Raw genomic sequence first — 21,525 nt, forward strand, 5'->3', positions numbered from 1 at the left:
TCTCGTCCGTTCGCTCGACTTGCATGTATTAGGCACGCCGCCAGCGTTCATCCTGAGCCAGGATCAAACTCTCCATAAAAATTATGATGTTTGATTAGCTCATAAATACTAAATAATGTTTGTAACTTATAGTTACGTTTTTTGGAATTAACGTTGACATATTGTCATTCAGTTTTCAATGTTCATTAATGTTCAATCTCTTTTATTATACTTCGTTTAATTGTTGAAGTTAATAACTTTTTGAACGATTACTTTATTTATTCTATATTGTTTTTATAGTTATTTCAATGGTAAGTTTTACACTTTTGAAATTCTTCTATAAAAACATCGCCGCCGTTTTTGACGACTTTATTATCTTATCAACTTTATAATTTAAAGTCAATAACTTTTTTGAAAAACATTCGTGTTTGCAAACCGCTTCTTTTTTCAATGCGTTGATTGCTTAACACAAGAACTTATTTTACCAGCATTCTAAAACAATTCAATATAAAAACGTACAAAATAAAAGTAATTTTGTACGTTTAGCATATATTATACCTATTTATTTGTAGCAGCTATAACTTTTTGTGCAATCGAGCTATAAATTTTACCTAGACGATCATCTGATTGATATATTGACGGTGCAAAATCTTTTGGATTCCAAGATGGTTGCTCTAAAGGTAATTCCCCAAGTAATTGAGTATTAAGTTCATCAGCTAACTTAGTACCGCCACCTTTGCCAAAGACATATTCTTTATTACCTGTCTCTTTACTTTCAAAATAACTCATGTTTTCAACTACGCCAAGAATAGAATGATCCGTATGTTTTGCCATCGCACCTGCGCGAGCTGCAACAAATGCTGCTGTAGGATGAGGTGTCGTTACAATAATTTCCTTACTTGAAGGTAACATCGTATGAACATCTAAAGCTACATCTCCTGTTCCAGGTGGAAGATCGAGTATTAAATATTCAATGTCTCCCCATTTAACTTCTGTAAAGAAATTCGTCAACATTTTACCTAACATTGGCCCTCTCCATATAACTGGCGCATTTTCTTCCACAAAAAAGGCCATTGATATAACTTTAACGCCATGACGTTCAACTGGAATTACTTCCTTCCCTTTAATTCCAGGCTTTTCATCGATACCCATCATATCTGGTACACTAAATCCATATATATCGGCATCTACTAATCCAACTTTTTTACCTTCACGAGCTAAGGCAACGGCTAAATTTACTGCAACAGTAGATTTACCGACGCCACCTTTACCTGAAGCAATAGCAATAAATTCAACTGGATTATTTTGAGATAACAGCCCTTCTATCGTTTTAGGTTTATTTTCTTCTTTTGGTTTAAATTGATTTACTTTTTCTTCTGGTAACGTTTCAAATCGTATACCCACAGTTTTTGCACCATTTTCTTTTAAAGCATTAACAACTGCCATCTGTAAATCTAATTGCGGTGCACCACCTAATTGTGCCATTGCCAATTTAACACTTACATGTTCTTTTTCTTCCTTAATAGAAACTTCTACAATACCTTCTGTTTCTTTTAAAGGTACATCTATAATAGGATCTTTAATTTCTCCTATTAGTTCTTTAACTTGATCTACCGTTAACAAAGTAAATCCCCCTTAATCAATTTAAAATATCTACATAATTGCAAATGTCATTTTTTACGTAGTCTATCAATAAAAGTATAAAACTTTTCATTAAATAAAAAAAGAAGTTAGCCTATTATTTTCAATAGACCAACTACTCATATTATTTTAAAATTTCCTTCTATTACTTTCAATCTCTTCAGGTTCTCTGATAAAAATTGCTATCACATAAGCAATCATAACTAGAACTGCTACAAATCCAAATGAGATATCTACTCCAATAGCAATTGATTGTTGTTTTATCTCATTTGAAGTTAAATGTGATGGTGAAGTTGATAAAAATATTTTTGCACCAAAACTCATTAATGTAACCATTAAAGCTGTGCCTAGTGAACCAGCCATTACACGACCAAAGTTCATAATAGCCGTGCCATGTGAGATTTCTTCATTTCTCAAAGAATTAATTCCTGTAGTATTTATCGGCATCATGAGTAAAGAAACTGAAAACATTCTAATTGCATATACAACTATTAAATACGTATAAGATGTGTCTGTATGCAAGAAACACAACATAATTGTAGTAATTGTTAAAATAGTAAAACCAGTATAAATCAATGGCCTAGGACCATACTTATCATAAAATTTACCTGTAAAAACCGACATAATACCATTTATTATTGCACCAGGCATGATAACTAGTCCTGATAACAAGGCAGATAAAGATAAACTGTTTTGAACATATAGCGGTATAAGCAGCGCGGGTCCAACCATTGACATCATAATAATCATTGAACTAATCGTACATAATGCAAATGTTCTATTTTTAAAAACCCTTAAATTTAAAAGTGCATTGCTTATATTGAATTGTCTACGAATAAATAAGTAGATGATAATAGAACTAATTATCATTGCACCAATGACTACCGGGCTAGTAAATCCTAGGTCGCCTGCACTACTGAATGCATATAACATTAACCCGAACCCAATAGTTGAATACATTACTGAGCGCTTATCTAATTTAGTATATTTCACTTCATTGTAACTTGAGATTGAAACCAAACCGAAAACAAAGGCAACTAAAGCAATTCCTACAATTATAATAAATGGTACTCGCCAACTCGCTTGATCAATGATTAATCCTGTAACTGTAGGTCCTATTGCTGGTGCAAATTGAATTACTAAACCTGCCAGCCCCATTGCAAAACCTCGATGTTCTTTACTGAACAATGTAAATAACGTAAATTGCATTAAGGGCATAAGTACCCCTGCCCCCATCGCTTGAATTACACGTGCTAACATTAAAACTCCAAAATTCGGAGCTAAGGCTGCAACAATAGAACCTAATAAAAATGTCCCCATCGCTGCTAAGTATAAAGGTCTAGTTTTAATCCTATCCATTAGATATGCCGTCAGAGGTATCATGACGCCATTAACAAGCATAAACCCAGTAACTAGCCATTGCGATGTACTTTCATTAATATTTAATTCTCTCATTATACTAGGTAACGCTGTATTTAATAATGTTTGATTTAAAATAGCTACAAACGCACTAATCAACATAACAGCAACTATGAAGTTTCGTCTCCGGGTTGTTAATTCAACTTTAGCCATCATAATTCCTCCTTTTTAAACAGATATACACTTGTCCCTTTAATACATATAGCCATTAACATAATGGGAGTAGTACTCAAATGATAAAGAAGCACTACATAATAAATCATTATTGGTTCTTGGGAGTGGGACAGAAATGATATTTTCGCAAAATTTATTTCGTCTTCCCACCCCAACTTGCATTGTCTGTAGAAATTGGGAATCCAATTTCTCTTTGTTGGGGCCCCGACTAGAATTGAAAAAAGCTTGTTACAAGCGCATTTTCGTTCAGTCAACTACTGCCAATATAACTTCGTAGAGCATAGAACATTGATTTATGTCCCAGCCTGACTTAAAAAACTAACAATATAACATTGTAGCGCCTAATAACTTATTTTATGTCTCAGACTCATACAATGGTTATTTAACTTATTTACCACAAATTGAGCACTAAGACTCACTATTATCGATTCTTCTATTGAACAAAAAGAAGTTGGAACACATATGTGCACTCAACTTCAGATATCTATTTTCTATTATTTAAATTTTTACTTTCAGGGTAAAATTGAAGCTTACAAACATATAAGAACCCTATAATAACCATGATTACCCAAAAATCGATATTGATATAAACATAATTTAAATGAATGATGAAATAAAATAACGTTGTTGCAACTGTGTAAGAAATCAAATGAAAAGTCGCGCCTCTAAAATATGCATTTTCAGGCAACATTTTTCTAAAATAATCCATTAAATGCTCGACTGCAAATATGATGAAGTACCCAAAGATTATATAACTACCATAATATAATAGGTTATCGTACATACTTCTATTATATGTAAAGTCACCCAACCTAAAATAAATAAGTATTCTACTTAATCCATATAAACCAAACCCTAGAAATGTTAAAAAAATCGCACCAGAAAGTACAAAAATAAAGAGAACAATCATTGTAGTTAACAAGTTATAAAACTTATGTTTAAGATAATTCACAATCATTGGCCTCCTTATTAATAAAATATTGAACGATTTATCTAGCATCTAGTAAATTTATTATTTCTTACTTTAATTACACTACATCAATTTTAATCATAATTCTATTCTTTTGATTGAGATGACTGTTCTTTAAAAAATACGACCCATAAAACAATAAGCCCAATGCTAATTACAACAACAGCACTTAACACATTGTGTAAGTTTGGACCAAAGATTCCTGATTGTATCGCATAAAGATATCCCATTATTGTTGAACCTATTGATGCCCCAAGATTTTTAGTTAATCCATAAAATGACATCATTTTTTTCATTTGTAATGGGCTAGTTTCTTCTTGGACAATTACACTATCTTTCGTATAAATATATCCAAAACTTAATCCTGCCAAAATTAATACAAATGCAATAAGTAACGGCAATTTAATACCAAATGAAATGATAATACTACTTACTAGTAGCAACGTAAATGATAGTAAGTAAATAACTTTCCTTGATAGTTTTGCTTCAATTCGATGTAAATTAAAATTCAATGTAATCCAAGCTACAGATAAAGGAAAAATAACCAATCCACTTTGTAATGGAGATAATCCTAGTTGTTCTTGAAGGTAGACTGGAATATATAAATTGAATCCCATTAAACAAATAGCTGTTAGAAGGTCAGTTATAAAAACTAAAGTAATTGGACGATTAAATTCAACCACAGGTAAAAATGGTGAAGAAACATGTTTTTCTACTTTAAATAAACGTATTGCCACAACGATAGCTAAGATAAAACTTAAGAAATTTAAAAGTAATAGCTGTTGGTTTAATAAAGCAAACATAATCAATCCAATAAATACATAAAATAGCGTGAGCCCTTTAGTATCAAATTTTGATTTAGCAACTGTTTCTTCCTCTGGAAAATGAAATGTCCATATAACTAATATAATGGCAATGATCGCAATCGGTATATTTATGTAGAATAACCAATGCCATGTTGCAAATTCTAATATACCACCACCTAGAAGCGGCCCAATGATACTCGAAATACCCCAAACACTGCCAACTATGCCCATAATTTTATATCGTAACGGAATTTCAAATGCTAACTTTGGAACAATTTGCGATAATGACATCAATACACCTGATCCAAAACCTTGTATCACGCGTGATATAATTAGCATAGTAAAATTAGTACTTAAACCACACATAAAACTACCTATACTAAATAAAAGTAATCCTGCAATTGCCACATAAATAATTTTAAATCTCGAAAGTAATTCGCCCACTATAGGATTTGCAATTACTAATGCGATAAAATACGCGGTAAAAATTAATGAAATTAAATTTCCTGCATTTAAATCTTGTTTAATTGTAGGTAATGCAAGCGAAATAATAGATGATTCAATCGCAGACATAAACATAATTAATATTAAAGCTATAACAGTTATGATTGACTTTAATCGCATGAAATACCTCCTTCTATATATTTATAAGATTTTATTTACAAACTATTGATTTTTATATGTATAAACACTTTTGACTTTCAAAGCTTAACGATAATTTTATTACAATACAATCCCCTAATAGAATGATTTAAGTAATAAAAAAAGCGGAGTTTCCCCCACCTTTTCTAAACGACTACATAAAATATAAGATTGCAATTAAATGCAACAGTGATGCTATAACAATAAAAATATGCCAAATCATATGAAAATATGGTCTATTCTTTTGTGCATAAAACCATGCACCAATTGTATATGACACACCGCCTAAGAAAATGAATAATATGAATATCCATGATGTGCGAATAAAAATAATTGGTAACAAGATAATACCTACCCAGCCCATCACTAAATAGACAATTAAACTTAACTTTTGATTAACTTTGACAGCTATGGATTTATATAAAATTCCCCAAAGAGTCGTTCCCCATAATAAAATAAATACTGTCCAACCTATCCAACCACCTACAATTGTTAACAAAATAGGAGTGTATGTACCTGAAATTGCTACGTAAATCATACTGTGATCAATAATCCTTAAAATATATTTATGGGGTGTTTCATTTTGCATAGAGTGATAAATTGTTGATGAAATAAACATCATAAAGATAGAAATAACATAAATTGACATACTAACTGATGCAAGTGTGCCATTTGCAATATAACTATGTACAGCCGCATAAGGTAAGACTAATAGTGTTAACAGCGCTGCCAGCCCATGAGATGCAGCATTGCCTATTTCTTCTCCAAATGACAATGGAATGATATCCTTAAATGTTTCTGCAATTGTGTCATTACTTTTTTTACTTGATTTGGACATCATAGTCACCGCCTAACATTAAATTAAACCCATTCTACGTAAATCTTCAGTTGCTGTTGCAACACTATCTTTACCTTCTTTATTTTTAAGAGGTGAAAACTCTTCTTCTCTAGGAACTTGTAACGTGACAAAACTAGTTCCATAAGTAAATATGTCAAAATAGAACAATTCGAATTTTAAAGTTGGTTGTTCAATAACCCCAAAGTTCTCATCTAATTGCTTCAAATTCTTAATAGCTAAATGATAAGGTAATTCACGATTTACAGCATTTAAAATAAAGCCAAGTTTAAATGCATGAATACCGATATTAGCATTGTTAAATTGATTTGCAACTTCTGGATCTAATTCTGAATACTCCAATACTGTATCTTTACAATCGACATTAACTAATCGTCCAACACTTTCTCCTGGTTTTGGTTGAATCGTTTTAGAAGTAATATCGTAATCATGTTCTACCGTAAATCCTGCAAATAGTGGATCCAACACTTTTACTAAAACATTATCGATATTATTCAAGAAAATATACTTAACGCCATTATTAGACATTTCTTCTAAGTATCCTGCCTTGTCTAAAGATTTAAACACGCCACCATTACCATTCGGCGTTTCCATAATACGACCCTGTTGATTTAAAATTAACTTCCCTTCTTCACTAAGCGCCACAATATTATCTTGTTTAAAGAAGTGGATTGCTTCTTGATCATATCCAAAATAACTATGTGCTTCGAAATAAGCTAAAGTTTCTTCATGATTGATATCACTTGTCATAATATACCATTGAATCGTATGTCCAGATTGATGATTCAATGTTTTTAATTGGTTAGCTTGAAGTTCAAATAAACTTACACCTTCAATTTCAAACGAACCTTTAGGTCCCTTGTAACCAAGTCTTGTTCCTTGACCACCTGCCATCAAAAGTACTGCAAATTGTCCTTCTTTAATAGCTTGAAGTCCTTGTTCCTCTATACGCTTAATCTCATCATCACTCATTTGTGATTTAATATCATATTTCACTTCAGAAACTGCAGATACATCATCTATTGTTTTCTTATTGATGTATAAATCGTTATATAATTTGGCAATAAAATCTAAATCTAATGACGCTACCTTCTCTTCAAGCGCTTCTTTTTCATTGTTACTCATTATTTTTTCATATTCACATAAATGATCTTGTTTATATTTAGCTAATTGATTTTTATCTAGCATTTTATGCCTCCTGCTGAGTTTGTAACCTTTAATAATTTATTTTCTATAAAAACTTAGTATTCCAGTTGCTTATTATATCATTGATGAAAGGCTGAAATAAAACATAAACTGTTCCGACCATTAACGCAGTAGCTAAAGATAAGTCTACAAGTCCACCTGTTTTAAATTGGATTGGTGTCTTCACATTAAACGGTAACGGATAAAATAATTTCACGCCTTTTGGTGTTATCATATCTAGTATAACATGTGACACTAATCCAATTATAATTGCTACCATATAATAATTAGGCGTCTGAATAATTTGCAATAAAAATGCTATGATTGCGATAAATAATATTGAATGCGTAAAGGTTCGATGTCCAAAGATCAATCTCACAAAAAAACTAATTACCTTAAACCTTCTGCCAATCTTACTTTGAGTGTGACATATATCGGGTAATAAGCTAGCTAGAGTTGCTAGAATGATAACCGTAACCGACGAAAAAATATCCGTTTGAAAATATTGTGTTGTTAGCGCTCCAACGAGCATGCCGCATGAAGCATGTGTTTTACCTGTCATATTTGTTCTCCTTTAATACTCACATTTTACCATATCCCTAACAAAAACACGAACATATTTTCGGGTTAAATTTCATTAGTATGACACAATTTAAAAAAGTATCACACAAACTCTTGAAAACGATTACAAAATCGTTTATGATGTATTTACAAAATATTTAAAGGATGTGTTTGAATAATGGCAATGACAGTAAAAAAGGATAATAATGAAGTGCGTATTCAATGGAGAGTTGCTGATATCAAAATTCCTACAAGTGAAATTAAAAATATTACACAAGACCAAGATATTCATGCAGTTCCTAAATTAGACAGCAAAGATGTATCTAGAATCGGTTCAACATTTGGTAAAACGAATCGCGTTATTATCGATACTGAAGACCACGAATACATTATTTATACTCAAAATGATCAAAAAGTTTACAATGAATTAACTAAATAAATTGTATAAAAAAATCATTCATGGTTAGGGCTTCATGAATGATTTTTTTAATTGATTCAACACCCAGCATAAACAAATACAAAAGGACAACTGTTTCCACAATTTTAACAGTTGTCCTTTTCTATATCTAATTACAATAACAAGTGTGCCATCAAAGAAATAATCGGTAGTGTAATGATTGTTCTAATCAAGAAAATCATAAACAATTTGCCGATGCTTACAGGAATCTTCGAACCAAGTATGACGCCACCTACTTCAGACAAGTATATTAACTGCGATATACTAAGTGCCCCAATAACAAAACGAGTTATATCATTTTGTACACCTTCAATTAATATAGAAGGTAAAAACATATCGGCAAAACCGATAATAATCGTTTGAGAAGCCTGTGCCGCTTCAGGTATTTGCATTAACTCTAAAAATGGAACAAAAGGTTTACCCAATATGACAAAAAAGGGCGTGTAGTTCGCAATAATGGTAGCAATAGTACCAATACTCATCACTACAGGCAAAATAACAAACCACATATCAACGACTGTTTTTAATCCTGACTTAAAAAAGTCAATAACGCCCGGTGCTTTAATACCTACTTCTGTTGCAGTATCAAAGCCATGTCTCAATGCCGTCTTTCCTTCTGGCAATGCCTCAGTACGCGCACTTTCAGGTACCTCCTTAGCATACTCATCAGGAATTTTATTTAAAGGCCAAATTCTTGGCATAATGACTGCTGCAACGAGGCAGGATACTATCACTGATAAATAGAAAGCAAAAAATTGATTTTGCATGTGCACTGTTTCAGCAACTACAATTGCAAAGGTGATAGAAACTACACTAAATGTCGTTGAAATAACTGTTGCCTCACGACGAGAATAATATCCTTCACCATATTGTCTACTTGTAATTAAGACCCCAACAGTTCCGTCTCCAATAAATGATGCTAAATTATCTACTGTCGAACGTCCTGGCAATGTAAATAAAGGTCTCATAACCGGTCTGAAAATAGGACCCAACATCTCTAACAAACCGTATTCCATTAATAGCGGTAAAAATAGAGCTGCAAATAAGAATACTGCCACTAATGTTGGCAATAAACTTGAGAACAATAATCCGCCCGTTTCATCTGAGTAAATAACCTTTGAACCAATTTGTAAAAATGTCATCCATGCAAAAACAACTGCTAATATTCGTAAAATTAACCAACCAATTCTAACGTTAAAAGCATTGTTCATTAGCCCGTCAGGTTTCAATTTATCTTTTAAAATAGTTGAACAAATCAGCGTTATGATACCCGATAAAGTAATTATCGTCACAATTAAAAATGGCATTACGCCACCTAATACATCTTTAAGCACGCCTGCTAAAAATGCCACGGGCAACGTTGTTTGCTTCTGTCCATCTTGTTCGACTGGAATTGGTACTAGAAATAATAAGATACCAATTAAAGACATCGTAATAAACTTAAGTCTCCCAATGATTATCTCTTTCCTTGAAAAGCTATCCATAAAATCAATCCATTTCTCTATGTATTCGTTTTAAGTATATACAGCATTCTATTCAGTTAACAAACATATTCCTTATCATTCTATCTTTTAAAATGTTTATGTATGCAAAATAATGAATAATTACAGTTATTAAATATACGCTATTTCTTGTAATTTTTCAAGATGAATTCAAAAAAGGTTAAGTACAATTACTGATTTCGTACTTAACCTTTTTTAACTCTAATCATATGTTAGTTATTTCATTCTTCGTAATAATATTAAGAAGTATGGTGCACCGATAATTGCAATGATAACCCCTACAGGAATATCCAGTGGCGGATGAATGCCACGGGCTAAACCATCTCCAAATGTTAACAATATAGCACCAATTAACCCCGACATGATAATAACGTGTAATGTTTTATTTCCTATTAATTGTCTCGCAATATGAGGTGCAATTAATCCTAAAAAGCTAATACCACCGACAACTGAAATTGCGGATCCTGCTAATATTACTGCTAAAATTAGCAATAGCATTTTAATCGTTTTAACTTTTAAACCGAGTGCGGTTGCAACAGCATCACCTAGATTCAATACATCTAATTGATAACTCAATAAAATGATGATTGGTATCGTTATTAAAAACCAAGGTAATATAGTATAAATATTCGACATATCATGTCCATATAGACTACCTGTCAACCAAACAAGCGCTTTGTTTGCTTCCAGTGGATTTCTGATTAATAAGAACTGCACAATCGCCGTACATATTGCGCCTATTGCTAAACCAATTAAGGCAAGCTTTGAACCTTTAACATCATATTTTGAAATTAAAAATGATAAAAATAAACTTACTGCAAAGGCACCTAAGAATGAACCTATAGGTAATACAAACAATGGTGCTGTTGGAAAGATCATAATAATAATCACAGCAGATAAACTGGCACCTTTAGAAATACCTATAACATCAGGTGAGGCTAACGGGTTTCTTATTACAGCTTGTATAATTGCACCTGATATAGCCAAGCTACTACCGATAATAATACCAAGTAATGTTCTAGGTATACGATACTCATTTAAAATAAAATCATCTTGTGTAAAGATTCCCTTAATAGCATCAATCGGATGAATCATGACAGACCCTACACATAAACTTATGAATATACTCACAATTAAAAGGATTGTGATTAAACTATAACGACGTATAATTTTCGTTGTCATCATATTCTTTTCACCCCTCTAATCGTTATAAATAAGAAGTAAAGTGCACCTACGAATGATGTAACAATCCCTACTGGTGATTCATAAGGATATGTAATTAAACGACTTAATACATCTGATAGTAGTAACAAATCTGCACCTATAATAAATGTTAATGGAATCATGACTAAATAATTCTTACTCACATAGCGTTTGACTATATGCGGTACGATTAAGCCAACAAATCCAATTGGCCCTGCCACTGACACCGACATACCTGTAAGAATAATGACTAATAGTCCAATGATAATTCTAACTTTATTTATATTTTGACCCAATCCCTTAGCAATGTCATCGCCTAGTTCCATAATCGTTAGTTGACGTCCAATAAAAATCGTTACAATTAAAGCACCAATAATCCATGGTAAAATGGTTAAAATTTCATCCCACTTCATACTGGATAATGAACCGACAAGCCAAAACATCACTTGTTCGTTTGAATTCTCATTCAAAATAATAATACCTTCAGTCATACTACTAAAAAACAAATGGATGGCCATACCAGCCAATGCTAATTTAATGGGTGTCATACCTTTCGTAGCACCTGAAAGTGTATAAACAGTTAAACCACCTATAAATGCACCTATCACACCTAAATATAATGCATAATATTCTAATGATGGAATGATAATCGTCACAAATACAATGAAAAACGATGCACCAGAACTGACACCGAAAATTTTAGGTGATGCGAGCGGATTGCGTGTCATCGCTTGCATTAACAAACCAGATACCGCTAATGCACCGCCAATAAATAACCCTGCAATCATCCTTGGCACACGTACATTATGCAATAAAAACGTTGCTTTCGTATCTGTATGACCAGTAACATAGTGAACTATATCGCTAAAATTAATTTTCGAAGAACCAATCGCCATATTTAAATATATACAAATAAAAAGAAAGCACAAACTCACTATATACGTGAGTGTTGTGCGTCTTTTTCTTTTATGATCTATGGCAGATTGGCTACTTATTTCTTTTATAGCCATTTACTTCCACCTTACTTTTGTTCTTTTTTTGATAATTCAACAAGTTCTTTAGCCATTTCTTCAGAAGAAATTAAGCCACGAGATCTTGCCCAAACATCACGGTCAACAATATCCACGCGATTATTTTTAACTGCGTTCAACTTTTTCCAAGTTGGATCTTCTTGTAACTTCTTGAATTCAGCAGAATCTTTTTTAGCATTATCTGTCATAATAATCATGCGTTCAGGATTTAAGTCAGCTAAATGTTCAGTATCTAATTGTAAGTAAGGTCCTTTCAAGTATTTACTTAAACCTTTTGTTACATCATCACTTAATGCATTTTTAAATCCAAGTTCGTTTAAAAATTGTCCAACATATGAATAGTTTGGATGTGCTAATAAACCAGCTTTAGCAACAACTGCTGGAAGCACTTTTTGATTTCTATCAAACTTAATTTCATCTTTATACTTTTTGATTAATTTATCATGTTCAGCAAGACGCTTTTCGCCTTCTTTTTCTTTATTTAAAGCTTTAGCAATTGTTTTGAACGAATTAATGTTTTGTTTGTAGTCTCCATCAAAACTCTTTAATGATAATGTTGGTGCAATTTTGTTTAATTCTTTATTAATACCTTTATGTCTACTGCTATCAGCGATAATTAAATCCGGTTTTAATTTACTAATTTCCTCTAAGTTTGGCTGTTTACGTGTACCTACAGAAGTATAATCCCCAATTTTTTCTCTAACTGGTTTAATGATACGTTTTTTCTTACCATCATCAGCAATACCAACTGGTTTAACGTCTAATGCTGCTAATGCATCTGCAAATGAGTACTCTAATACAACGATACGTTTTGCATCTTTAGGTACTTTTACTGTACCATTTTCATCTTTTACCGAAATAGTATCTTTAGTTGATGATTCTTTTTTACTTGAATTATCCGTATTACCACAAGCTGCAACTAAAAATAAGGCAACTATTAATCCCAATATACTAAAAGTTTTTAGACCTCTCATCGTTCCACTCCTTAATATGTATAACTTCATTTATTATTTTATTGATAACAATTATCATTGTCAAGTAGCGTCCAATCTTTTTATATTACTAAAATGTACGACTATATATTTCCTCTAATAATTATGACTACAATTAGCACATTTCCTTAGACAAAATACTGACAATGTATCATGGCTATCTCATCTTTGAATTAATACAATTGACACCATTTAACATGACCGTTATTCCTGTAATTCAGCTGTTATTACCTGTTGCATTTTTTATGTGCCGAACTGTTGCACTTAAATAGATAAATCAACAAATACAAAAAATCTAAGTTGAACAATTATCATACAACCGTGTAAACGATATGTAGTATAACTAGTCAACTTAGACTTATTGATAAATATATTAATATTGGTTTACCATAGCAGGAGATTTCACATCAAAATTTTGAAGTAGCGTATCAATCTTTGAATCATCAATATATACCTTATGTAAATTTTTCATATACATCGAATGAGAAAGTGCTTCATAATTTAATGAAAAAGATATATGATCTCCTACTTGATAGTGTCCTTGACCATTTAAATCAAGCATTAAATGATCACTCGAAGCGCCTAAAATATTGATATGCTGGTCCATAGGTAAAATATTATCGACTTTTGTATCTAAATAACCAATATCTACAATAGCTTGTATGAATGATTCATGCGTTTGTGTATTAACTCGAGGTTTAATTTCTAAAATCTCAGCCTCCAATGTAATCGCATCTTGATATAACATAGCTATCGCTTGATTTGTCGTTGTATCAACACCTCTAAACAACGTTTCACCTATTCGTAATTCATTTATTTTACCCAAATCATTATATAAAAGTTGTGGTAACATGCTCGAATTACCACCTGAAATAATTTTCAATCGATATCCTATTTCTCTTTCAACAGCTGAGACGAATCGATTAATCATAAAGATATCATCATCACTTGGCGCATCAGATTTAAAACACATAAAATTGAATGCTAATCCAACAAAATGAATATTTTTCAAGTGAATAATCTCTTTAATATAATCTAAAACATCATAAGTCAGAACACCTTCACGGCCATCTTTCCAATCTACCATTAATAAAATCTTATGTTTTTTTCCTAAAACTTCTGCTACTTCATTTATTTGATGTATGGTAGATAATTCTGTTTGGATACTCATATCAACTTTTTCTATCATATCTGAAATCTCTTTTTTGGCAGGCGTACGCAATAACGTATATGTTAAATCCTGATCTGCAATGCTAGTTATGTTATCCAATCTGGATTCTGCAACATGATTGATACCTAACGCTTTTAAGCTTTCTACAATTGTACGGTCACCAGCTATGCACTTAATTACTGGTGTGAATTGCATATTTTTACTTTGAAAAACTGTTTGAAGTACTTTGGCGTTATATTTAATCTTAGATATATTTATGTTAACGTGTGCCATGTAGTACTACACCTCTTTTTTTATCGGATTATCTAACTCAATATTTAAATATTGCTTTACTTTATTTTCCATTCTCATATTTAATAACGCTTTGACAGTAATTGTTGGTCCAAACAAAATATCTTTTAACTCATTTGCATGTGGTAGTGTTGGGTTAATGGCATGCGCTACTACTTGCTGTACTATGTTAAATAATTCGGCTTCTTCAACACAATCATACTGATTAAAATGATGGATTAATTCTGCCATTTGATTTTGAATAACAGCATGTTGGAATTTTGCAATCACTGCATCTATAGAATCAGCTATTAAACTATCATTTGTAATTTTAATATCTGATACACGATGTTGTAATGTTTCTAAATCAATTCTAGAACCACCTAAATCTCTCACTAAAAATTGAATATCAAAATGTGGCCCCAAGTTCACTACTGTATTTTGCATGTGTGCTTCTAATGCAATTCCATAATTTTGAATAAAAGCAATTAAAGGCGGGATTAATGCTTGAGAGTATCGTTCAATAAATGTCGTAATACTTTCTTTAGTAATTCCTTGATTTAACCACTCTAAGTAACTATCCACGATAACTTTTTGATCTATTGGATTTTTATTAACTAGACTTGCACTAACTACTGTTGCACCTTTTCCATCAATTTCAGGCTTTTGTCTTATAATACAAGCAAGCTGACGCGCCCTATCTTTATCAACATTTGCATATTCACCGAACGGTTCCATAGCAACTTTAAATCCTGGATATTGATTCAACATGTTTTGTAAAGCATAACTTAACTTTGGTCCATCTACAGTAGTCACAGTTGAGACTGTTCTAACGGCACTTGTTGCTTGTGCATCGACGGGCAACTTAACATGATATGGTTTATCAATTAAAGACATCGTCCTGAATGATAAAGTTGCTTTTGAAAGTATTGTAAACGGCGTTGGAATTAATATTTTTTTAGCAATCCATGCTTCAAAATATTTCCCTATCGTATGATCATATTGCCAAGGATGTACTAAAATCGCTCTATAGTCTTCACTTTTCAAACCTAAACTCTTCAAAAACACACGAATCTGATTGTAGTATTCGGGAATTATTTCATCAATAATAAATTGATCATTACCATCCATAGCTGTGCACACAACATGGTCTTTTTCAATCATCATAATTTGCAAAGGGATTTCTTTTTCAAACTCAGGTGCATATGCTCGTACTTCTTCCATAGTTAAGGGCAATTTCGTTTTGGTTAAAGGGTGTGTTGGATGACCCTCTGGTACCAAACTCTCAGAATAAGTTAAATCATCTGTCTTATCACTATCTTTTACATGTTGTAACCATGAAAAAAAGTTAATATCTTGTGGTAATCTTGAAAATTTAAAACTTTGACTTATTAATGTTTGTCTGTGAGACATTTGCTTATATGTTTCAACTAAACTATCTCGACTGTGTATTAACTCTTCGCGTAGTCGCTCTGAAATAGGGATTTCAAAATCATCGTTCAATACATCTAGTAGTCCTTCTAACGTCATGATTAGAGAGGTTTCACCTTTATTCAGATAAGTAATATCACCTGTAAACTCATAGCGTTCTAATGCACTTTTTCTAGCAACTTCAATAGTCAACACATGCATATGATACTGAATTTCAATTAAAGATTCTTTTTGTGAAATAAATGTTTGCTCGGGGTAAATATGTTCTTTAATAATGGCGTTAATTACACGATATTGAATATTTCTATCTGCCTTTGCCCATTCAAGATATACCATGATTACTTTCCTCCAACTTTAACTTCAACTTTCTATTTATAAAATAGAATACCATTGTAATGCATATAGTACTTATTCCCATTATTGAAAAAGTTCTAACAATGCCAAACACATCTGCACATATACTCATTAACAGACTTCCCAATGGAATCATACCTCTATCCATCATAATAATACTCAGTACTTTACCACGTTCATAATCTTTAACATTATTTTGAAAATAAACGCGATTTGTCGTACGTGCCCATTGACTAAACAACCCAATCAATGTAATACAAATGAACATGATGACAATATTGTGAAATACCACACCTAACAAAGCAATGCCAAATAAAAATGAACTTAAATAATACATATTTACCATACCAATATATTTAAGTACTTTAGGTAAAACTAGCGTTGCAATAATACCACCAATAGCACACATCGTCATAGCGATACCAAATATTTCAGATTTCCCCGGAAATACTTTGTTTGTCAAAACTGGTAAAAGTGTCGTATATGAAAAACCTGTCGCCATAATCAATAATGATGTTATAAATATTTGTCGACCTTCCATATGTAATTTGAAGTAATCTATAATGACTTTTAACGGCATGTATCTTGTTGCATCTTCAGGTATTTTAGTTACTTTAAAATGTAATGGTAAACATAATAAAACTGCGATAAAATAACAAATTGCCTGTGCAAGAAATGTTGTTGGCGCATGATAGACTGCTAATATGACACCAGCAATGGCAGGCCCTATTGAACGACAAATATTAATGATGAATGAATGAAATGATACAGCTTGTGTAGTAGATATTTTATCTGATAAATCTGGTAAGATTGCTTGTCTTAAAGGTGTTTCAACCGCACTTAAAATCCCTCTTAATGTCGCATATATAATAATGACGCTAATTGGAATTGCAGTGAAACTATACGTAAGCACACATAAAATTGCAGTTACTAAAAATGATGATGAAATTGTAATTCTCAGCAATCGCCCTTTATCATATTTATCGGCAATTGCCCCTGCCCACACACTTAGTAATAATATTGGTACAAGTCTGCAAAAATTGACAATCCCCAGATAAACTGCGTTATGATAAGTGGTAAGAACAAACCAATTTAGCCCTATTTGTCCAATCCAATTACCTAGAAATAGTAGAAAAGAACTGCTAAAAAAATATTTTGTCATAAAACTTACACCCGCATTCTGTTGATAATAAGAATCATTATCATTAATATGGATTATACAAATCTATCTTGCTTTTGTAAAATATTTCATAGAGGTGAATTATGAACTTGAACTTAATTTTTAAAGAACAGACATTAAAATTTAACAAAGAAGAACAAGAAACATATTTATTTTTACAACAACATAATAACGATTGGGCTAATATTTTTAAAGAGATGATTTTACAAGGAAGAGATAAAGTCACTCAGAGATTAGTCACATCAATGCATCGCGAAAACTTAGTTAAAGCGCGCACTCAAAGTAAGAAAATATTGAGTCGTGATTTGATTATGTTAGATATCTCAACGACTCAAATACTAGAAATCCCGTTCCCACAAGCTAAGCAAACATTATATGCTCCTATCACTGGAGAACACGCCTTTGATCGAATTGATGTTGAAGGCCCTTTCTACATTAAAGATGACATTACAAATACGATTACACGAGTACACCATCCAAATGAAATTCTTGAGTGTATTTTAATTGAAGCACCAGATTTAAAAAATGCTGCTAGTGATCAATTTCAGCAAGATTTAATAAACAGTGCAACTAATATGACATTTGCAATTAGCTATCAAGCACTGTCAATGCAACATGATTCTGCACCTTTATTTAATATTATCGAAAATAGCGAAGATAGTTACTTGCGTTCAGAGCAAGCCGTTATTGAAGGTCATCCGCTACATCCTGGGGCTAAATTACGTAAAGGATTAAATGCATTACAAACATTCCTATATTCTTCAGAATTCAATCAACCTATTAAGTTGAAAATAGTACTGATTCACAGTAAATTAAGCCGTACTATGTCACTGTCTAAAGATTATGATACAACTGTTCATCAACTATTTCCGGACTTAATTAAACAATTAGAAAATGAATTTACGCCAAAATTTAACTTTAATGATTATCACATTATGATTGTACATCCATGGCAATTAGATGACGTATTACATTCTGATTATCAAGCAGAAGTAGATAAAGAATTAATCATTGAAGCAAAACATACGTTGGATTATTATGCTGGTTTATCTTTCAGAACATTAGTTCCTAAATACCCAGCTATGTCGCCACACATCAAATTGTCGACAAACGTTCATATTACAGGTGAAATTCGTACATTATCAGAACAAACGACGCACAATGGTCCACTAATGACACGTATTTTAAATGATATTTTGAAGAAAGATGTCATATTTAAGTCCTATGCATCAACAATTATTGATGAAGTTGCTGGTATTCATTTTTATAATGAGCAAGACGAAGCAGACTATCAAACTGAACGAAGTGAACAATTAGGTACATTATTTAGAAAAAACATATACCAAATGATTCCACAAGAAGTCACACCAATGATTCCTTCAAGCTTAGTTGCAACCTACCCATTTAACAATGAATCACCTATCGTGACATTGATTAAACGTTATCAATCAGCTGCATCATTGTCTGATTTTGAATCATCGGCGAAATCGTGGATTGAAACTTATAGTAAAGCATTGCTTGGTCTCGTAATCCCACTAGTTACTAAATATGGCATTGCATTAGAGGCTCACTTGCAAAATGCTATTGCAACATTCCGAAAAGATGGTCTATTGGACACGATGTATATTAGAGACTTTGAAGGTTTAAGAATTGATAAAGCACAACTAAATGAAATGGGATACAGTACATCTCATTTCCATGAAAAATCAAGAATTCTTACTGATTCAAAAACGTCTGTGTTTAACAAAGCCTTTTATTCTACCGTTCAAAACCATTTAGGCGAATTAATTCTTACAATCTCTAAAGCATCAAATGATTCAAACTTAGAAAGACATATGTGGTATATCGTTCGTGATGTACTAGATAACATCTTTGATCAACTTGTACTTTCGACACACAAATCTAATCAAGTAAATGAGAATCGCATAAATGAAATTAAAGATACCATGTTCGCGCCATTTATAGATTATAAGTGTGTTACAACAATGCGTCTTGAAGATGAGGCACATCATTATACTTATATTAAAGTTAATAACCCTTTGTATCGAGAAAATAATTAAAATTATAGAATTTTATTAATCATGAACTCAAGAATTACATTAACTTATTAAATACAATCTATACAAATGAGAGTATAACGCATCTCCCATGTTCAAATTATTAAAAATCACAAAAAAGCTCGGCACTTAAATTGAGTGCCGAGCTTTTTTATCGAATAACTTATTGTAAACCTTGTCTTTCTTGGTTATTGTTTTCATTATTTTTTTCGTGTTTTTGTTTCCATTCTTTTTGAGTCATTACATCGTCAACTTGCATGTTAACTTCAACAACATCTAAACCAGTAATATATTTAACTTGTTCTTTTACTAATTCAGTTACTTTACGGAAGATTTTAGGTGCTGATTCACCATATTCTAAAATTACTTTTAAGTCTACAGCAGCTTGTTTTTCACCAACTTCAACAGATACACCTTGTGTAACATTGTTGCCACTTGAGAATGCATTAGTGAATGTATCAGTTAAGCCACCTTTCATGTCTAAGATACCTTTAACTTCACGTGCAGCGATACCAGCAATTTTTTCAACAACTTCATCAGAGAAAGTTAATTTATTTTTGAATTGAGGCTCTTGATTTTGTTCTTGTTGTTTTTGACGCTCTTCTCTTTCTTTTTCGTTAACACCAGTTTGATTGTCGTATGCTTGTTTTGCTTTATTGTTATCTACAGTCATAATAGATTCTCCTTTAACTTATTGTTTTTTATATTTTTTTAATTAAATTCTAAATTGATGAATTAACTCCATCGATTTAAAAAATTCATAAAATCTTGCTTACGGTCTTTTATATACCCAATACCCACACCAATTAAACATAAAACGATGATAAGTATTGTTTTCCAAAAACCTAACGTTAAGAATAATATCGCGATTAATAGAAACGCTAGGAAACCAACGATTCTCCATTTAAACACTTTTAAAAAATTAATCACTTGTTGTGTAGAGTCTTGTCCGTTTTGGTTATGATTGTTAGCCATGATATACCTCCCTTACAACACTCGTGGACCAGAAGTTTTCTGATCTCTCACATTAACTTCTAACTTACGTACTGGCATTTCTGTGAAATATTCTACATTCTTTTTAATATCCGCACGAATTGCTTCAGTTAAAGATTGAACTTGAACATTATTTGGTACGAAAAAGTCAGTTTTAATGTCGATATAAGATTTATTTTTTTTGTTATATAGTTTCGCAACTACATTTGGTTGTCTTACTTGATCATATTTTGCAACCGTATCGAATGCCGTCTTTTCAACAGCTTTACGAGATACGTAAACATGACCATCATCGAAGTCTTTGTATAATCCAGGTTTTCGATGCGTAGGTTTGAAGATACTAAATACTAATATAAGACCTATTAATATCAATAGTGAAGCAAGTGAAATAAGTAATGGTTGGAACCATTCAAATTGAAGGAAGTAGTCTTGATATTCAGTTATACGTCCATCTTGGATATACATGAATAACAGGAACCCCACGATTACTACTATTAATAAGCCAAGGATAAAGTTTTTAAGTCGTTTCACCCCTAACGACACCTCCTTAGTTAAAGTTAATTTAAAAACATATTAAATATGTACCCATCAGATTTTTTCTTAAACATAATAAATTAATAACTATAAATTTATTTTTAATATATAAGATGA

Annotated in this window: 19 protein-coding genes, 1 rRNA gene and 1 pseudogene; 3 read left to right on the forward strand and 18 right to left on the reverse strand. The window is 31.9% G+C overall.

Features of this window, described 5'->3' with window-relative positions; all coding sequences use genetic code 11:
- The 8 genes from IDG45_RS09335 to IDG45_RS09370 form a co-directional block, all read right to left on the reverse strand.
- Positions 1–79 (reverse strand): 16S ribosomal RNA (locus tag IDG45_RS09335); the annotation flags it as partial.
- A gap of 458 nt (positions 80–537) precedes the next feature.
- On the reverse strand, positions 538–1,602 hold the full coding sequence (gene salA, locus IDG45_RS09340) for an iron-sulfur carrier protein/transcriptional regulator SalA (RefSeq protein WP_000958514.1): 1,065 nt from the start codon (positions 1,600–1,602) through the stop codon (positions 538–540).
- Between the two features lie 147 nt (positions 1,603–1,749).
- On the reverse strand, positions 1,750–3,192 hold the full coding sequence (lmrS, locus tag IDG45_RS09345; RefSeq protein ID WP_001141012.1) for a multidrug efflux MFS transporter LmrS: 1,443 nt from the start codon (positions 3,190–3,192) through the stop codon (positions 1,750–1,752).
- Between the two features lie 505 nt (positions 3,193–3,697).
- On the reverse strand, positions 3,698–4,171 hold the full coding sequence (sepA, locus tag IDG45_RS09350) for a multidrug efflux transporter SepA (protein WP_000636857.1): 474 nt from the start codon (positions 4,169–4,171) through the stop codon (positions 3,698–3,700).
- 98 nt (positions 4,172–4,269) lie between these two features.
- Positions 4,270–5,613: a multidrug efflux MFS transporter SdrM gene (gene sdrM, locus IDG45_RS09355; RefSeq protein ID WP_001237499.1), complete on the reverse strand. Its 1,344-nt coding sequence runs from the start codon at positions 5,611–5,613 to the stop codon at positions 4,270–4,272.
- 172 nt (positions 5,614–5,785) lie between these two features.
- Complete coding sequence (trhA, locus tag IDG45_RS09360) at positions 5,786–6,469, reverse strand: PAQR family membrane homeostasis protein TrhA (RefSeq protein ID WP_000047124.1); 684 nt, start codon at positions 6,467–6,469, stop codon at positions 5,786–5,788.
- Positions 6,470–6,487: 18 nt separating this feature from the next.
- Positions 6,488–7,675 carry a UTP--glucose-1-phosphate uridylyltransferase gene (locus tag IDG45_RS09365; protein WP_000884727.1) on the reverse strand — a complete coding sequence of 396 codons (1,188 nt, stop codon included), beginning with the start codon at positions 7,673–7,675 and terminating at the stop codon, positions 6,488–6,490.
- Between the two features lie 43 nt (positions 7,676–7,718).
- On the reverse strand, positions 7,719–8,234 hold the full coding sequence (locus tag IDG45_RS09370) for a metal-dependent hydrolase (protein WP_000147096.1): 516 nt from the start codon (positions 8,232–8,234) through the stop codon (positions 7,719–7,721).
- Positions 8,235–8,411: 177 nt separating this feature from the next.
- On the opposite strand from IDG45_RS09370, the gene IDG45_RS09375 reads away from it, so the two are divergent.
- Entirely contained in the window at positions 8,412–8,672 is a 261-nt protein-coding gene (locus tag IDG45_RS09375; protein ID WP_001251935.1) for a SunI/YnzG family protein, read from the forward strand.
- A gap of 131 nt (positions 8,673–8,803) precedes the next feature.
- On the opposite strand, the gene IDG45_RS09380 is transcribed toward IDG45_RS09375, so the two are convergent.
- From IDG45_RS09380 to IDG45_RS09395, 4 genes are all read right to left on the reverse strand, one after another.
- The gene (locus IDG45_RS09380; RefSeq protein WP_001807137.1) at positions 8,804–10,174 is read right to left on the reverse strand and encodes a YjiH family protein; all 1,371 of its coding nucleotides are present in this window, start codon (positions 10,172–10,174) and stop codon (positions 8,804–8,806) included.
- Between the two features lie 234 nt (positions 10,175–10,408).
- Complete coding sequence (locus IDG45_RS09385) at positions 10,409–11,377, reverse strand: FecCD family ABC transporter permease (RefSeq protein ID WP_000989094.1); 969 nt, start codon at positions 11,375–11,377, stop codon at positions 10,409–10,411.
- Positions 11,374–12,405: a FecCD family ABC transporter permease gene (locus IDG45_RS09390; protein ID WP_000974917.1), complete on the reverse strand. Its 1,032-nt coding sequence runs from the start codon at positions 12,403–12,405 to the stop codon at positions 11,374–11,376. Before IDG45_RS09390 ends, IDG45_RS09385 begins: the two co-directional genes overlap by 4 nt.
- 11 nt (positions 12,406–12,416) lie before the next feature.
- Complete coding sequence (locus tag IDG45_RS09395) at positions 12,417–13,400, reverse strand: ABC transporter substrate-binding protein (RefSeq protein ID WP_001214653.1); 984 nt, start codon at positions 13,398–13,400, stop codon at positions 12,417–12,419.
- A gap of 164 nt (positions 13,401–13,564) precedes the next feature.
- On the opposite strand from IDG45_RS09395, the pseudogene IDG45_RS09400 reads away from it, so the two are divergent.
- Positions 13,565–13,694 (forward strand): annotated as a pseudogene (locus IDG45_RS09400) (hypothetical protein).
- Positions 13,695–13,791: 97 nt separating this feature from the next.
- Here IDG45_RS09400 and sfaC read toward each other — a convergent pair.
- The 3 genes from sfaC to sfaA are packed head-to-tail and all read right to left on the reverse strand — an operon-like array spanning position 13,792 to position 17,806.
- Positions 13,792–14,862, reverse strand: a complete 1,071-nt coding sequence (gene sfaC, locus IDG45_RS09405) for a staphyloferrin A biosynthesis protein SfaC (RefSeq protein ID WP_031927610.1) — start codon at positions 14,860–14,862, stop codon at positions 13,792–13,794.
- A 6-nt stretch (positions 14,863–14,868) separates the two neighbouring features.
- Positions 14,869–16,626, reverse strand: coding sequence for a staphyloferrin A synthetase SfaB (gene sfaB, locus IDG45_RS09410; protein ID WP_000262624.1), 1,758 nt, complete (start codon positions 16,624–16,626; stop codon positions 14,869–14,871).
- Positions 16,613–17,806 (reverse strand): staphyloferrin A export MFS transporter, encoded by a 1,194-nt coding sequence (gene sfaA / locus IDG45_RS09415; RefSeq protein ID WP_000170405.1) that lies wholly within the window; start codon positions 17,804–17,806, stop codon positions 16,613–16,615. The genes sfaB and sfaA overlap by 14 nt, the downstream gene beginning before the upstream one ends.
- 101 nt (positions 17,807–17,907) lie before the next feature.
- Between sfaA and sfaD the strand changes: the two genes are divergently transcribed.
- Entirely contained in the window at positions 17,908–19,884 is a 1,977-nt protein-coding gene (sfaD, locus tag IDG45_RS09420; protein WP_001052554.1) for a D-ornithine--citrate ligase SfaD, read from the forward strand.
- Positions 19,885–20,044: 160 nt separating this feature from the next.
- On the opposite strand, the gene IDG45_RS09425 is transcribed toward sfaD, so the two are convergent.
- The 3 genes from IDG45_RS09425 to amaP form a co-directional block, all read right to left on the reverse strand.
- Positions 20,045–20,554: an Asp23/Gls24 family envelope stress response protein gene (locus IDG45_RS09425; protein WP_000215236.1), complete on the reverse strand. Its 510-nt coding sequence runs from the start codon at positions 20,552–20,554 to the stop codon at positions 20,045–20,047.
- Between the two features lie 62 nt (positions 20,555–20,616).
- A complete protein-coding gene (locus IDG45_RS09430) occupies positions 20,617–20,856 on the reverse strand; it encodes a DUF2273 domain-containing protein (RefSeq protein ID WP_000002681.1) in 240 nt (79 codons plus the stop codon).
- Positions 20,857–20,868: 12 nt separating this feature from the next.
- Positions 20,869–21,405: an alkaline shock response membrane anchor protein AmaP gene (amaP, locus tag IDG45_RS09435; RefSeq protein ID WP_031927608.1), complete on the reverse strand. Its 537-nt coding sequence runs from the start codon at positions 21,403–21,405 to the stop codon at positions 20,869–20,871.
- Between the last annotated feature and the right edge of the window lie 120 nt (positions 21,406–21,525).

The sequence above is a fragment of the Staphylococcus sp. EG-SA-10 genome (assembly GCF_017151945.1).
Classification (GTDB): domain Bacteria; phylum Bacillota; class Bacilli; order Staphylococcales; family Staphylococcaceae; genus Staphylococcus; species Staphylococcus aureus.